General features: G+C 69.4%; 10 protein-coding genes and 1 pseudogene. 8 read left to right on the top strand and 3 right to left on the bottom strand.

From position 1 onward, the window contains the following. Positions 1–62 precede the first annotated feature (62 nt). Positions 63–2,069, top strand: a complete 2,007-nt coding sequence (gene ftsH, locus CLV30_RS01300) for an ATP-dependent zinc metalloprotease FtsH (protein WP_106535366.1) — start codon at positions 63–65, stop codon at positions 2,067–2,069. Between the two features lie 22 nt (positions 2,070–2,091). Then, positions 2,092–2,673, top strand: a complete 582-nt coding sequence (folE, locus tag CLV30_RS01295; RefSeq protein ID WP_106535611.1) for a GTP cyclohydrolase I FolE — start codon at positions 2,092–2,094, stop codon at positions 2,671–2,673. 25 nt (positions 2,674–2,698) lie between these two features. On the opposite strand, the pseudogene CLV30_RS01290 reads toward folE, so the two are convergent. Continuing rightward, a pseudogene (locus CLV30_RS01290) lies at positions 2,699–3,503 on the bottom strand (LLM class F420-dependent oxidoreductase). A 169-nt stretch (positions 3,504–3,672) separates the two neighbouring features. Between CLV30_RS01290 and purB the strand changes: the two are divergent. Continuing rightward, the gene (gene purB / locus CLV30_RS01285; protein WP_240723127.1) at positions 3,673–5,106 is read left to right on the top strand and encodes an adenylosuccinate lyase; all 1,434 of its coding nucleotides are present in this window, start codon (positions 3,673–3,675) and stop codon (positions 5,104–5,106) included. A gap of 428 nt (positions 5,107–5,534) precedes the next feature. Beyond that, entirely contained in the window at positions 5,535–6,320 is a 786-nt protein-coding gene (locus CLV30_RS01280) for a helix-turn-helix domain-containing protein (RefSeq protein WP_106535364.1), read from the top strand. A gap of 14 nt (positions 6,321–6,334) precedes the next feature. Here the strand turns inward: CLV30_RS01280 and CLV30_RS01275 are convergent, their stop codons facing one another. Beyond that, on the bottom strand, positions 6,335–10,747 hold the full coding sequence (locus CLV30_RS01275; RefSeq protein WP_129710813.1) for a carboxypeptidase regulatory-like domain-containing protein: 4,413 nt from the start codon (positions 10,745–10,747) through the stop codon (positions 6,335–6,337). Positions 10,748–11,031: 284 nt separating this feature from the next. Between CLV30_RS01275 and CLV30_RS01270 the strand changes: the two genes are divergently transcribed. The 4 genes from CLV30_RS01270 to purL are packed head-to-tail and all read left to right on the top strand — an operon-like array spanning position 11,032 to position 14,781. Next, positions 11,032–11,523, top strand: a complete 492-nt coding sequence (locus CLV30_RS01270; protein WP_165358396.1) for a winged helix-turn-helix domain-containing protein — start codon at positions 11,032–11,034, stop codon at positions 11,521–11,523. A 55-nt stretch (positions 11,524–11,578) separates the two neighbouring features. After that, entirely contained in the window at positions 11,579–11,830 is a 252-nt protein-coding gene (purS, locus tag CLV30_RS01265; RefSeq protein WP_106535361.1) for a phosphoribosylformylglycinamidine synthase subunit PurS, read from the top strand. Positions 11,831–11,833: 3 nt separating this feature from the next. Continuing rightward, positions 11,834–12,517, top strand: a complete 684-nt coding sequence (gene purQ, locus CLV30_RS01260) for a phosphoribosylformylglycinamidine synthase subunit PurQ (protein ID WP_106535360.1) — start codon at positions 11,834–11,836, stop codon at positions 12,515–12,517. Then, positions 12,514–14,781, top strand: a complete 2,268-nt coding sequence (gene purL / locus CLV30_RS01255; RefSeq protein ID WP_106535359.1) for a phosphoribosylformylglycinamidine synthase subunit PurL — start codon at positions 12,514–12,516, stop codon at positions 14,779–14,781. Before purQ ends, purL begins: the two co-directional genes overlap by 4 nt. Here the strand turns inward: purL and CLV30_RS01250 are convergent. Next, the gene (locus tag CLV30_RS01250; RefSeq protein ID WP_106535358.1) at positions 14,745–14,951 is read right to left on the bottom strand and encodes a hypothetical protein; all 207 of its coding nucleotides are present in this window, start codon (positions 14,949–14,951) and stop codon (positions 14,745–14,747) included. The genes purL and CLV30_RS01250 overlap by 37 nt on opposite strands. Positions 14,952–15,128 lie beyond the last annotated feature (177 nt).

Raw genomic sequence — 15,128 nt, 5'->3', positions numbered from 1 at the left:
CCGTCCGGTGCTGAGATTGCCAGCCGACTAGCAGGAGGAACGAGGCCGCAGGGTCTCGCATCATGAACGCCAAGCGATTCACGCGACCACTGATCTGGTTGCTCGTCTTCGTGCTCGCCGCCGTTGTGCTGAGCAGCGTCCTTGACGGCTCCAACGACGTCGAGGAGGTCGACACCGCTCAGGTCGTCTCCGAGGTCGAGGCTGGCAACGTCACCGGCGCGAAGATCACCGGTGGTGACACGCAGGAGATCGAGCTGACGCTGCGCGACGACACGCGCATGAAGGCGCAGTACGTCGACGGTCAGGGCATCCAGCTGAAGGATGCGCTGCAGGAGCAGTACCAGGCCGGCAACCTCCCCGACGGGTACGACGTCGAGGTGCCGCAGCCGAGCCTGCTGTGGGGGATTCTCGGCACGCTGCTGCCGTTCCTGATCCTCGGTGCGCTGATCTTCTTCTTCATGACCCAGATGCAGGGCGGCGGCGGCCGGGTCATGCAGTTCGGCAAGTCCCGCGCCAAGCTGGCGTCGAAGGACGCGCCCAAGACGACGTTCTCCGACGTCGCAGGCGCCAACGAGCCGGTCGAGGAGCTGCACGAGATCAAGGAGTTCCTCGAGGAGCCCGGCAAGTTCCAGGCGGTCGGCGCGAAGATCCCGAAGGGCGTGCTGCTGTACGGCCCACCCGGTACCGGTAAGACGCTGCTCGCACGTGCCGTCGCCGGTGAGGCCGGGGTCCCGTTCTACTCCATCTCCGGTTCGGACTTCGTCGAGATGTTCGTCGGTGTCGGTGCGTCCCGCGTGCGCGACCTGTTCAAGGAGGCGAAGGAGAACGCCCCCGCCATCGTGTTCGTGGACGAGATCGACGCGGTCGGGCGGCACCGTGGCGCCGGCATGGGCGGTGGCCACGACGAGCGCGAGCAGACGCTGAACCAGCTGCTGGTCGAGATGGACGGGTTCGACATCAAGACGAACATCATCCTGATCGCCGCCACGAACCGCCCGGACATCCTGGATCCGGCGCTGCTGCGGCCGGGCCGGTTCGACCGCCAGATCGCGGTCGAGGCGCCCGACCTCGAGGGCCGCGACAAGATCCTGCAGGTGCACGCGCGTGGCAAGCCGATGAGCGAGGACGCCGAGCTGCGTGCGGTCGCGCGCCGTACCCCCGGGTTCACCGGCGCCGATCTGTCGAACGTGCTGAACGAGGCGGCGCTGCTGACGGCGCGGAAGAACCAGCAGATGATCACGCCGCAGATGCTGGACGAGGCCATCGACCGTGTGGTGGCGGGCCCGCAGAAGGGCTCGCGCCTGATGAACGACGAGGACAAGCGCATCACCGCCTACCACGAGGGCGGGCACGCGCTGGTCGCGGCGGCGCTGCGGCACACCGACCCGGTGCACAAGGTGACGATTCTGCCGCGTGGCGGCGCCCTCGGTTACACCATGGTGCTCCCGGACGAGGACAAGTACTCCACGACGCGCAACGAGATGCTCGACCAGCTCGCCTACATGATGGGTGGGCGCGCCGCCGAGGAGCTGGTGTTCCACGACCCCACCACCGGTGCGGCGAACGACATCGACAAGGCCTCGACGCTCGCGCGGCGGATGGTGACCCAGTACGGCATGACCGAGCGTCTCGGCGCGATCAAGTTCGGCTCCGACCGATCCGAGCCGTTCCTCGGCCGCGACATGAGCCACGAGCGCGACTACTCCGAGAACATCGCCGGCCAGGTCGATGAGGAGGTCCGCAGGCTGATCGAGACCGCGCACCAGGAGGCGTTCGACATCCTGGTCGACAACCGCGAGGTGCTCGACACCCTGGTGGTCGCACTGCTCGAGCGCGAGACGCTGAACAAGGAAGAAGTCGAGGAGGTCTTCGCCCAGATCCGGCAGCGTGAGCGCCGCCCGGCGTGGACCGGTTCGGCCACCCGCAAACCCTCCGACGAGGGGCCGGTGCCGATTCCGATGAAGGTCTCGACCAACGGCAAGGAGTCCGGCCACGAGCAGGGCATCACCGTTGCCCCCGACCCGGACCACGACTCCTCCGGCGAGTCGGAGTCTTCCGGTGGAGGCTGACGGTGAGTCGGGCGAGCTCGAACTGAGCTCGTCGGCTCGACCGTTCGATTACGAGCGCGCCGAGGCGGCCGTCCGCGAGTTGCTGCTCGCCGTCGGTGAGGACCCGGAGCGCGACGGGCTGGCGCAGACGCCGGAGCGGGTTGCGCGGGCGTACGAGGAGATGTTCCGCGGCCTGCGCCAAGACCCCTCGGCTGCTCTGACGACGACGTTCGAGCTCGGCCACGACGAGATGGTGCTGGTCAAGGACATCGAGCTGGCCTCGATGTGCGAGCACCACCTGGTCCCGTTCTACGGCTACGCGCACATCGGCTACGTGCCGGGGTCGGACGGCCGCATCGCCGGGCTGTCGAAGCTCGCCCGGCTGGTGGACGTGTTCGCGAAACGCCCGCAGGTGCAGGAGCGGCTGACATCGCAGATCGCCGACTCGTTGCGCGACCTGCTCAAGCCCGGCGGCGTCATCGTCGTCATCGAGGCCGAGCACCTGTGCATGACGATGCGCGGTGTCCGCAAGCCCGGCGCGAAGACGCTTACGAGCGCGGTGCGGGGTCAGCTGCGTGACCCCGCGACGCGCTCGGAGGCGATGAGCCTGATCATCGGCCGCTGACGGCGCCGGCGGCGCCTGCGGCTCGTCAGCGTGCGGCGTTGCGCTCGTCGCGCCAGGCGACCCACTCCCGGACGGCGCCGAGATCGTACGACGGCCCCGAGACGCCGACCGTGAACAGGTTCGCGCCCGCGGCCAACAGGCTGTCACCGACACCATCCGCGGTCGAGCCGATGCCCAGCGGGCCGTCGGCGACGCCCACGGAGCGTTCGATCTGCGCCGGGTCGCGTCCGACGTCGACACAGTGCTTGTCGAGGATCTCGCTCTTGCGAGCGAGCGTCGGGGCGTCGGAGAAGCTGTGCCACGTGGTGGCGTGCTCGGCGACGTGGCGCAGCGTCTTCTTCTCGCCGCCGCCGCCGATGAGGACCGGGATGTCGCGGGTCGGCGCCGGGTTCAGCTTTGCCCAGCGGGAGCGGATCCGGGGCAGCGCCTCGCCGAGGTCGTCGAGGCGTCCGCCGGCGGTGCCGAACTCGTAGCCGTACTCGTCGTAGTCGCGCTGGAACCAGCCGGAGCCGATGCCGAGAATCAGCCTGCCGTCGCTGATGTGGTCGACGGTGCGCGCCATGTCGGCGAGCAGTTCCGGGTTGCGGTAGCTGTTACAGCTGACCAGCGCGCCGATCTCGACCTGCGACGTGGCCTCGGCCCAGGCGCCGAGCATGGTCCAGCACTCGAAGTGCTTACCGTCCGGCTCGCCGCTGAGCGGGAAGAAGTGGTCCCAGTTGTAGACGATGTCGACGCCGATCTCCAACGCTGCCAGCGCATCGGTGCCGATCATGAAACCGGCGATGCCGATCATCCACGCGAACGCCGATCGGGATCGGTCCGCCAGCCATGCCCGGGCGCGCTCGAGCCGGTGCCGTACCCGTTCGCCGAGGGCGCGCCAGCCGAGGAACAGCACCAGCACCGGCGCGGTGACCACGAGCACGAGGGCATCCAGGGCCATCTCTGCGTGCTCGAGGTCCACTGACCCGCTCTCGGGTGCCGTAGGCGACAATGGGCCGCGTGCCCGATGCCACGCCGATTCCCGACGTCCTCGCCGCCCGCTACGCCTCGCCGGAGCTGCGGCGGCTGTGGTCCCCGGAGCACAAGATCGTGCTCGAGCGTCACTTGTGGCTCGCGGTGCTGCGCGCTCAGCAGGCGCTCGGCGTGGACGTCCCAGCCGGTGTCGCCGACGCGTACGAGCAGGTCGCCGAGCACGTCGACCTGGAGTCGATCGCCGCGCGCGAGCGAGTGACCAGGCACGACGTCAAGGCTCGCATCGAGGAGTTCAACGCCCTCGCCGAACACGAGCATGTCCACATGGGCATGACCAGCCGGGACCTCACCGAGAACGTCGAGCAGCTGCAGGTGCGGCGTTCGCTGGAGCACGTCCGCTCCCGGGTGGCGGCGGTCCTGGTCCGGCTGGCCGCTCGCGCTCGCGAGTACTCCGAGCTCACCATGGCCGGTCGCAGCCACAACGTTCCGGCCCAGGCCACCACGCTGGGCAAGCGGTTCGCCTCGGCCGCCGACGAGCTGCTGGTTGCCTTCGAACGGCTGGACGACCTGATCGGCCGGTACCCGCTGCGCGGCATCAAAGGGCCCGTCGGTACGGCCCAGGACATGCTCGACCTGCTCGGCGGCGATGCCGACCTGCTGGCCCGGCTCGAGCGGCAGGTGGCCGAGCACCTGGGGTTCGAGCGGGTGCTGAGCAGCGTCGGCCAGGTCTACCCGCGCTCCCTGGACCACGACGTCGTCTCCGCCTTGGTCCAGGTGGCAGCCGGGCCATCGTCGATGGCCACGACGGTACGGCTGATGGCCGGGCAAGAGCTGGTGACGGAGGGTTTCCAGCCCGGGCAGGTCGGGTCCAGCGCGATGCCGCACAAGATGAATACCCGCTCGTGCGAGCGGGTGAACGGCCTGGCCGTGGTGTTGCGCGGGTACGCGTCCATGGCCGGCGAGCTGGCCGGTGCACAGTGGAACGAGGGCGACGTGTTCTGCTCGGTGGTGCGCAGGGTCGCGTTGCCGGACGCGTTCTTCGCCGTCGACGGGCTGATCGAGACGTTCCTCACCGTGCTCGACGAGTTCGGCGCGTACCCGGCGGTCATCTCGCGTGAGCTGGACCGGTACCTGCCGTTCCTCGCGACGACGAGCGTGCTCATGGCCGCGGTCAAGGCCGGGGTGGGTCGCGAGGTCGCGCACGAGGCGATCAAGGAGCACGCCGTGGCGGTGGCGCTCGACATGCGCGAGCGCGGAGCCGAGCACAACGACCTGTTCGACCGGCTGGCCGCCGACAGTCGGCTGGGGCTCGACCGCGAACAGCTCGACGCGCTGGTGCGTTCGCCGCTGGAGTTCACCGGTGCGGCCACCGGCCAGGTCGACGACGTCGTCCGGCGCGTCGACGAGGTGGCGGCCCGGTTCCCCGACGCGGCCACCTACGTTCCGGCACCGATCCTGTGACGAACTGGCACCGCCCGTCCTGATACGGCCACCCGTCCGGACGCGTGCGGCTACCGTCCGGACGCGTGCGGCTACCGTCCGGACGCGGCAGCCGGTCATGTCATCTCCGTAGCAGACGGTCGATTTCCTCGCAGGGTGACACAGCGAGCATCCGTTGCCTCCTGTGTCATCTCAGTGGGAAAGCGTTTGATCGTCAGGTGGTGACGTTGTGATCCATGGTTGTCTGCTGTGTCATCTCAGTGCGGAAGCCCCTGACCGTCAGGCGGTGACACGGCGAGCAACCAGTTGCCTCCACGTCACTACCTCGACAGGAAGCACCTGCCCCCAACCCTGCGGACGCTGCAACGTCGTCCACAGGGGCCGGTACGTGTGGCGGTTGTCCACATTCGCTCGGCCGGACGTGGTCGACATCGTCGTCCGGCGACAGAGTGTCCATTGTGGACACGGGCGGATTGATCAAACAGGCGCGGTTCGCCGCGGGCTTGTCTCAGCGAGTGTTGGCCGAGCGGGCGGATGTCAGTAGGCACGCGCTCTCGCGCTACGAGTGCGGCAACAGGGCGCCGTCGATCGGGACGTTGACGGCCATTCTCGCGGCGGCCGGGTGGCAGATCCGGGCCGAACTCGAACAGCTCGACGCGGATGTGCGTGCGGCTATCGCTCGAGTGGCGTCCGAGCCCCTGGACGACCGCGTCGCCGTGTCGCGGTGGGTGTCGTTCACCGAACTGGCCCGCGTCGCGTACCGGGTCGAAGGGTTGGCGGCGGCGAGCCTGTTGGGCGCGCCGTTGCCGGCCGATCACTACGATCTCGCGGTCGCGGACACCCCTGAGACCTTCGAAGCGCTGGCGGGGTTGGTGACCGAGCACAGCTACATCGTCGAGGCGGCGCGTCGACGTGGTCCGAAGTTCCGGGTGCCGCGGTCGAACCCGGAACCGCTGGGAGCGCAGCTACGTGCCTGGCTGGCTGCACACTGTCCGGACGGGACCTTCTGGCTGCGCTGCGCGTTCTCCGAAGCGCGGACGCGGCTGGCTCCGCCGGACGACGTGTCCCGGCACGTCCACGTCGAGACGCCGCATGGCCGGGTCCGGGTCGCGCCCGTGCACGAGATCGACGTCGTCGCCGACGAGTACGCGCTACGCGTCCTTCGCGTGCTGCGGGAGATGACGAACGAATCCGGGGACGGTGTCGCGCAGACACCGTCCCCGGGACTCGAATGACGTGGATCGAACTCCTACAGGTCGGGCCGGTCCGTCACGCGCAGGGCGTTGACGATCGGCAACTGGTAGCCGAACCGGTCGTGGAAGGTGACCTCGAGCGGACCGCCTTCGTGCTCGACGACGAACGTGTGCTCGTCCGCCCAGAGTCCGCGGACCTCGGCGGCGACGTCGTGGTTCACCAGCACGTAGTCACCGTTGACGCTCACGTCGAACACTCGCCTCGCCGGCAGCATGTTCGCCTTGAACTCGGCGAAGCCGAGCTCCACCTCGTAGGTGCCGGCCGGGACGTCGTCGAACCGGTAGCCGAAGATGCCCTGGCGCCTGCTCTGGAACAGGCCCTGCTCGTCGGTACCCCCGACCGTCTTGCCGGTCTTCTCGGGCTGCGCTCGCTGACCGACCCAGCCCCACGAGCCGGACGAGTAGCGCTGGTCACCAGACCACAGGTCCCCGATGCCGTCGGTGTGCTCGCCGCCACCGGCGTTGACACCGGTCCGGTAGGCCGGCACCAGGATCGAGACCGGGACCGACGTGGTCGGCACCCGTCCGGCGTTCGTGGCGATGTTCAGCGTCGCCTCGTGCAGACCACGCTCGATGCCGGTGCTGTCGACCGTCACCGTCACCGTGGTGGACTCTCCCGGTGCGAGCGTGCCGGACGACGGGTCGGACCCGACCCACGGCACGTCCGTGACGTTCGGGACACCGCTGTCGATCAGGTACGCGGTGTTGGACAGCTGGCTGGTGGCCCACAGCGCGCCGGAGGCGTTCATGGCCAGCCCGGCACCCGGACCGGAACCCTGCTCGGGGAACGCGATCGTGGAGATCGTCTCGCAGTTCTCCGGGCTGAGCTGGTACAGGTACGTGGTCAGTGAGCTGTTCACCATCCAGATGACGTCGGCCGTCGGGTTGTACGCCAGCCCGGCGATGGAACCGTCCTCCGGTGTGCACTGCGCGAGCGTCTCGCCCGGGTTGTCGTGCGACCGCCCCGCGACGGTGTAGATGACGCCCTCGTTCCAGCCGCCGACGTAGAACGTGTCGTCCGTCGGGTTGTAGGCGAGCCCGCGCTGCGAGATCCCGGTCCACCCGGAGCCGGAGATCGTGTACTGCTCCGAGCCATCGGCCTGGTCGAAGCAGTGGATCGCGTTGTCCCCACCGACGTTGACCTGGCACATCGCGCCCGAGCTGGTGTCCTGCGCCATGTCGCCGTTCCAGGTGCCGCCCCAGTCGCCGGAGAACACGTCGCCGGGTGTGCCGTCCGGGCTGAACTGGTGGTTCGTGACGGCGTCGGGGTCGGACACCCAGACGTCGCCGTCGTAGCCGGTGCCCCAGGCGACCGAGACCCCTTCGGTGTTCCACTGCCGCAGAACGTCGCCGGTGTCGGTCGGGGTGGGCTCGGTCTTGCGCATCTGCTTCAGCTGCTCGTCGGTGTACAGGCCCAGGGCCGTCCGCGCGTTCGGGTCCGCTTGCCTGGCCATACCGTCCCGGTCGATCGACGGTGTCCGCTGCCGGCCGGCGCTGCGGATCAGCTCGCCGATCTCCCAGTTCAGGTCCGCCGAGCCGGTGTTGGTCACGGTGACCTCGCCGCTCCTGGACTGTCCCTCGGTGATCGTCCAGGACAGCGGGTCGTGTTCGATGTCGGCGACACCGGTGTTCAGCGCGAAGTCGACCGTGTTCGTCTCGCCGTCGGTGTCGACGACCAGGTCGTCGCTGCCGGTGACGTAACCGGAGTTCGCGGCCCGCACCGTGTACGAGCCGAGGAACAACTGCATCGAGTAGCTGCCGTCGTCGCCGGTCGTCACCTCTCGGGCCACGGTGCCGTCGGGGCTGACGGCGCTGACCGTCGCGCCGGCGACCGGCAGGCCGTCGTTGGCGTCGGTGACCGTCCCGCTGACGAAACCGTTCGGCGGCAGCGCGAACGTGATGCCGGTGCCACTGGACAACGCGGCCTCGTTGAACGAGTACTGCAACGCGTCCGTGCCGTCGGCGTTCTCGATACCGACCGTCGCGCTGGCGCCCAGTTCACGCTCCACGCCGGGGTCGAGGTTGCGGTAGGCGAAGTCGATCGAACCGTCCTCGTGCAGCGTGACGGCGAAGTCGACACGCACGTCGTCATCGCCGAAGAACTCGACGTCGCGGTACTCGATGACGAACCCGCCGTCCACCGTTCCGGTGTGGACCGACGCGGTGTCGTCGACGCGCATGTCGTCCCAGAACGGGTAGAGCGCCGCGTTCGGCGCCGACGACTCCGGCAGTTCCGAGTTGGAGTAGTCGGTCACGGGCTCCAGGAAGTTCAGGTGCCCGTTCGTGGACAGGTACGCGGTGTCGTAGCTCTCGCCGTACAGCGGGAAGTCGAACGGCAGCTCCACCGTCGTGGTCGACTCGTCCCCGCTGAGGCCGACGGGCGTGTCGCCCTCGACGTAGTCGGCCGGCCCGGTGGAGCAGAAGTAGCCGAACCCGTCCGTCCGCTTCTCCAGCACCACGTCCAGTGTCGTGGGGCCGTCGACGGTCAGGTCCTCGGTCACCGGCACGCTGCACCGGCCGCCGTCGGCCGTCACGGTGTACGAGCCCGCCGGGACCGAGTCGAAGGTGTACGCGCCGGTGGCGTCGGTGGTCGCCGGCGCGATGGACGTCCCGTCGACGGTCACCGTGGCGCCGGCGACCGGCTCGCCGCTGACGGCGTCGGTGACGGTGCCGCTGACCGGGAACGACGTCGCCGTCTCGAGAGTGACGTCGTGGGTCGCCGTCTCCTCGGCGACGATCTCGACGGTGGTCGTCGTGGTCTCGTAACCGAACGCGGACACCGTGACGGCGTAGCTGCCGGTGCTCAGGGTCAGCCCGTAGGCGCCGACGGCGTCGGTGCTGGTCTCGCGTTCCATGGGACCGGTGACGCTGACCGTTGCGCCTTCGACGGGGGCGCCGTCGGCGTCGGTGACCGTGCCCGCCAACGTGCCGGTGTCGCCGGTGGGTGCGGCGTCCAGAAGGGCCAGCGCGTCCAGCTTGCCTTCGCCCCAGACGTTGTTGTTCTCCGGGGTGCCGCCGCACTGGTCGTCGGCGGTGTCGATGGCCGTCTCGTTCAACAGCGTCCGGGTGCCGTCGACGTCACCGATCAGCGCCGGCGCGCCGGACCACAGCAGCGCGATCGCACCCGCGACGTGTGGCGACGCCATCGACGTTCCGGACAAGAACCCGTACCCGCCGCCGTCGACGGACGAGCGGACGTCGACGCCGGGCGCGGCGATGTTCGGTTTGATCTCGCCCTCCTGGCCCGGTCCGCGGGCGGAGAACGAGGCGATGGAACCGGAGCTGTCGTAGGCGCCGACCGAGTAGTTGATGATGCGGCTGCCCGGCGATCCGCTGCTCTCGCAGGAGCTGCCGCTGTTGCCGTTCGACCAGACGCCGAAGATCCCCGACGCCGCCCACTCGTTGAGGATGTCCTCCATGAACGGGTCGTTCGACGGGAACCGGCTGCCCCACGAGTTGTTGATGATGTGCGGGCGCATCGACACGTCCGGGTTCTCGCCGTTGAGGTCCGTTGGCGCCAGCATCCACTCACCGGAGGCGATCAGGTCCGCGTCGGAGCAGGTGTTGCAGCCGTTGGCGGCGATCCACTGAACGCCAGGCGCGACACCGATCTGGTTGCCTTCGCCGTCGTCGCCGGCCATGGTGCCCATGGTGTGGGTGCCGTGCGAGCTGGCGGCCCCGTCGAAGGGCTCGTCGCTGGTGCCGGTGGCGTCGAACCAGTTGTAGTCGTGGTCGAAGGTCCCGTCACCGTTGTTGCCGCGGTACGAGTCGACCAGCGCGGGGTGGTCGTAGTCGACACCGCTGTCGATGTTGGCGACGACGATGCCCTCGCCGGTGACGCCGTAGTCGGCCCAGACGTCGTCGGCATTGATGTTCTCCACGCCCCACTCGAGAGCGTTCGTTCCCATGTCCGAGGACGGCTTGGACTCGACCGGGTCGGGCGGCTGGTACGTCCGCGGCGCCCGGATCTGTTCGACGGCGTCCATCGCGGCCAGCCGTTCGGCCAGCGCCCGGTCGCCGTCGCGCACCAGGATCGCGTTGGTGATCCAGTACGGTTCGTAGCCGATCCCGCGGCTGTCCAGCAGTTTGCGTACGCCGGCCTGTGAGCGCCGCGCGGTGCTCTTCAGCTCGTCGACCACCTGCTGACCGCGTGTGGTCCAGTCGTCGGTGGTCGCGGCCTTGCCGGTGTCGGCCTTCGCGCTGAGCCGGACCCAGTAGTCGGCGACGTTCTTCGTGTCCAGGTCGTCGAAGACGCCCTGTTCGATCTTGTCCATCGGGTCGACGGGCTCGGCGGGGCGGCCGAAGTCGGCCTGGGCCGCGGGCGCCGCGCCCAGCACGGTCGCGATCAGGGCGAACACCGAGAGCAGGACGGCGAGATGTCGCCGGCGTCGTGGTGGTGGATGCTGCACGGGAACCTCCTCGGATCGAGCGGACACCGTGACTCGACGCGATCGGACATCTTCGCCACGAGCGTCCCGATATGCGGTGCAGTCATCCTTGCGATATGAACTATCGGTGGACAAGGTCGCGACATGGGCAATATGCGGTCATGACTGACCGGGCCACGCCGGAGTGACTCCGACTTGACGACCGATTAATGGGAAAAACTCCGGCAGACATACACAAACCGAGGCAAAGATGTCATGCTCACATGACAGGGCGGGTAAGGGGTTTCCTCAAGGGGTGGTGTGCCGTGACGGAGACACCGTCATCCGGAATCAGCGCGCCGTACGTCATCTGCGTGGGCACGACGCTGGAGGACACGGCAGGAATCGCGGAAGCTGTGGACAGACGGGCGGTGGTCCTGGTGGCGCCGGACACCGACACCGCGCGTGGCCTGTTGCGCGAGCAACCGCCGGCATCTCGACGGTCCGAGTCGGCCGACATCATCGTGCACGGTCATCTCCGGGTCGACGCCACCGCGCGCGAGGTCACGTGGGCCGGGGTGAACATCGAGCTCAGCGCGCGCGAGTTCGACCTGATGGCCACCCTGGCCAGCGACGCGGGCCGGGTGTGGACCTTCGAGGAACTGATGTCACGGATCTGGAAGACCCGCTACCTCGGTGACGCCGACCCGGTCGTCTCCGCCGTCAAGCGGCTGCGCAAACGGCTCGCCGTCGCGGTCGCCGAGCTGCGGGTGGTCTCCGTCCGCGGCGTGGGTTTCCGGCTGGTCGTCCCGGACTGACGCGGGCTGGGTATCCTGGGCACGCCCCGTCGTCCGCTGGTGAGGAGCACCGCCCGTGTCCCGCGTCGTCGTCGACGTCATGCTGAAACCGGAGATACTCGACCCCCAGGGCAAGGCCGTGCACGGCGCCTTCGACCGGCTCGGGTTCGACGGTGTCGCCTCCGTCCGCCAAGGCAAGCGGTTCGAGATCGAGCTCACCGGCGACGCCGGCCCCGAAGCCGTCGCCGAGATCGAGCGTGCCGCCTCCACGCTCCTGTCCAACCCGGTCATCGAGGACTACACCCTGCACGTCGAGACCGAGGCGTGAGCCGTGCGCATCGGTGTGGTGACCTTTCCCGGCTCCCTGGACGACCGTGACGCGGCGCGAGCCGTCCGTCTCGCCGGCGGCGACGCGGTCGAGCTCTGGCACGCCGACGCCGACCTGCACGGTGTCGACGCCGTCGTGCTGCCCGGCGGATTCTCCTACGGCGACTACCTGCGCGCCGGAGCCATCGCGGGGATGGCCCCGGTGATGAGGGCCGTGGTCGACGCCGCCCGCGGCGGGATGCCGGTGCTCGGCATCTGCAACGGCTTCCAGGTGCTGTGCGAGACACATCTGCTGCCCGGCGCGATGATCCGCAACGACCGGCTGCGGTTCGTCTGCCGCGACCAGCCGTTGCGGGTCGAGAACGCCGACACCGCGTGGACCTCGGCCTACGAGCCCGGCGAGCGCATCGTCGTCCCGCTGAAGAACATCGACGGCTGCTACGTCGCCGACGAGCGCACCCTGGACCAGCTCGAGGGCGAGGGCCGGGTGGCCTTCCGCTACGACGGACACAACCCCAACGGCTCCCTGCGCGACATCGCGGGCGTGACCAACGCCGCCGGCAACGTCGTCGGGCTGATGCCGCACCCCGAGCACGCGGTCGAGCCCACCGTGGGGCCGGGCAGCACCGACGGTCTCGGCTTCTTCACGTCCGTGCTGGAAACGATCGAAGGAATGGCCCGAGCGTGACGACGCACCGCGAACTCGACACCACCGACGCCGCCGCCAAGACCCCCGACCAGGCGCAGCCGTGGGACGAGCTGGGGCTGAAGGAGCACGAGTACACCCGTATCCGGGACATCCTCGGGCGCCGCCCCACCAACTCCGAGCTCGCCATGTACAGCGTCATGTGGTCCGAGCACTGCTCGTACAAGAGCTCCAAGGCGCACCTGCGCCAGTTCGGGCAGAAGGCGCCGGCGAGCGACGCGCTGCTGGTCGGCATGGGCGAGAACGCCGGCGTCGTCGACATCGGCAACGGCCTGGCCGTGACCTTCAAGGTGGAGTCGCACAACCACCCGTCCTACGTCGAGCCCTACCAGGGCGCCGCCACCGGCGTCGGCGGCATCGTGCGCGACATCCTCGCCATGGGCGCGCGCCCGGTGGCGGTCATGGACCCGCTGCGGTTCGGGCCGATGGACGCCGACGACACGAAGCGGGTGCTGCCGGGGGTCGTGGCCGGCGTCGGCGGCTACGGCAACTGCCTGGGGCTGCCGAACATCGGCGGCGAGGTCGTCTTCGACCCGAGCTACGCGGCGAACCCGCTGGTCAACGCCCTCTGCGTGGGCGTGATGCGGCACGAGGACATCCATCTCGCCAGCGCCTCCGGCGTCGGTAACAAGGTCGTCCTGTTCGGCGCCCGCACCGGCGGCGACGGCATCGGCGGCGCGTCCATCCTGGCCTCCGAGAGCTTCGACGACAGCAAGTCGAGCAAGCGCCCGTCGGTGCAGGTGGGCGACCCGTTCATGGAGAAGGTGCTGATCGAGTGCTGCCTCGAGCTGTTCGAGCGGCGGCTGGTCGACGGCATCCAGGACCTCGGCGCCGCCGGCATCTCCTGCGCGACGTCCGAGCTGGCCAGCAACGGCGACGGCGGCATGCACGTCGACCTCGAGACGGTACTGCTGCGTGACCCCACCCTGACCCCCGGCGAGATCCTGATGTCGGAGTCGCAGGAGCGGATGATGGGCGTCGTCACGCCCGAGAACCTCGACGCGTTCCTCGCCGTCACCGGCAAGTGGGACGTCGAGACCGCCGTCATCGGCGAGGTCACCGGCACCGGACGGTTGGTCATCGACTGGCACGGCGAGACCATCGTGGACGTCGACCCGCGCACGGTCGCGCACGAGGGCCCGGTGTACGAGCGGCCCTACGCGCGTCCGGCCTGGCAGGACGAGCTGCAGGCGGCATCCCCGTCGGCGCTGCCCCGTCCGTCCACCGGCGCCGAGCTGCGCGACACGCTGCTGCGGATGCTCGCCTCGCCGAACCTCGCGTCCAAGGCCTGGGTCACCGACCAGTACGACCGCTACGTTCTGGGCAACACCGTCCTCGCCCAGCCAGAGGACGCCGGTGTGCTGCGTCTCGACGAGTCCAGCGGGCTGGGGGTCGCGGTGTCCACCGACGGCAACGGCCGTTACACCAAGCTCGACCCGTACACCGGAGCGCAGCTCGCGCTGGCCGAGGCGTACCGCAACGTCGCGACCACCGGAGCCCGCCCGCTGGCCGTGACCGACTGCCTCAACTTCGGCTCGCCGGAGGACCCTGCTGTCATGTGGCAGTTCGCCGAGGCCGTACGAGGGCTCGCGGACGCCTGCCAGGTGCTCGGCACGCCGGTCACCGGCGGGAACGTCTCGCTTTACAACCAGACCGGCGAGGCCGCCATCCTGCCGACCCCGGTCGTCGGCGTGCTGGGCGTGCTCGACGACGTCGGCCGGCGAATCCCGCAGGGCTTCCGCGAGCCCGGCCAGGTGATCTACCTGCTCGGCGAGACCGGCGACGAGTTCGGCGGCTCGGAGTGGGCGTGGGTGACGCACGGGCACCTCGGCGGGATGCCGCCGTCCGTCGACCTCGACGCCGAACGTGAACTCGCGGAGATCCTGGTCAACGCGTCGAGGGACGGGCTCGTCGACGCGGCGCACGACGTCTCCGACGGCGGCGTCGCGCAGGCACTGGCCGAGGCGGTCCTCCGGCACGGCACCGGCGCGCGGGTGTGGGTTCCCGACGGCGTCGATCCGTTCGTGTTCCTGTTCTCCGAGTCGCAGGCGCGGGCGATCGTGTCCGTGCCGCGGTCCGAGGAGGTCCGCTTCACCGACATGTGCACGGCGCGGCGGTTCGGCCACCAGCGCATCGGCGTCGTCGACGACGGCGGCGTGCTCGACGTCCAGAACGTTCTCGCTGTCGGTGTCGACGAGCTGCGGAACGCTCACGAGTCGACGTTGCCGGCGGTGTTCGACGCCTGAACCCTGGCTTGTTCGATCCGGCGGGTGGTCAACCGCGGCGCGACGTAGACGAGCAACGCTACGTGCATCGCCGCGGCAACGAGAAACGGTGTGCGCAGCGCCCACTCACGGCCGAGCACGGTTTCGCCGGCCGCGACCAGGGCGCCGCCGAGCAGCGTGCCCAGTGACATCGCGCCCCAGCCGAAGGCGGGTCGATGCGCGCGTGGGTGGTTCGCCAGTCCGGGGGCGGTTTCGCCATCTCCGCTGCTGCGGTGGCGATCAGGTTCATCGGGCTGGTCCCGATGCCTTCGAAACTCTCGCGGTCCAGCCCTTCGAACAGGTACGTCCGCGCGGTGCGCCCATACTGT

Source organism: Haloactinopolyspora alba (genome assembly GCF_003014555.1).
Lineage (GTDB): Bacteria > Actinomycetota > Actinomycetes > Jiangellales > Jiangellaceae > Haloactinopolyspora > Haloactinopolyspora alba.
Note: the sequence above shows the minus strand (reverse complement) of the source record. Positions and strands in the feature narration are given on the sequence as shown.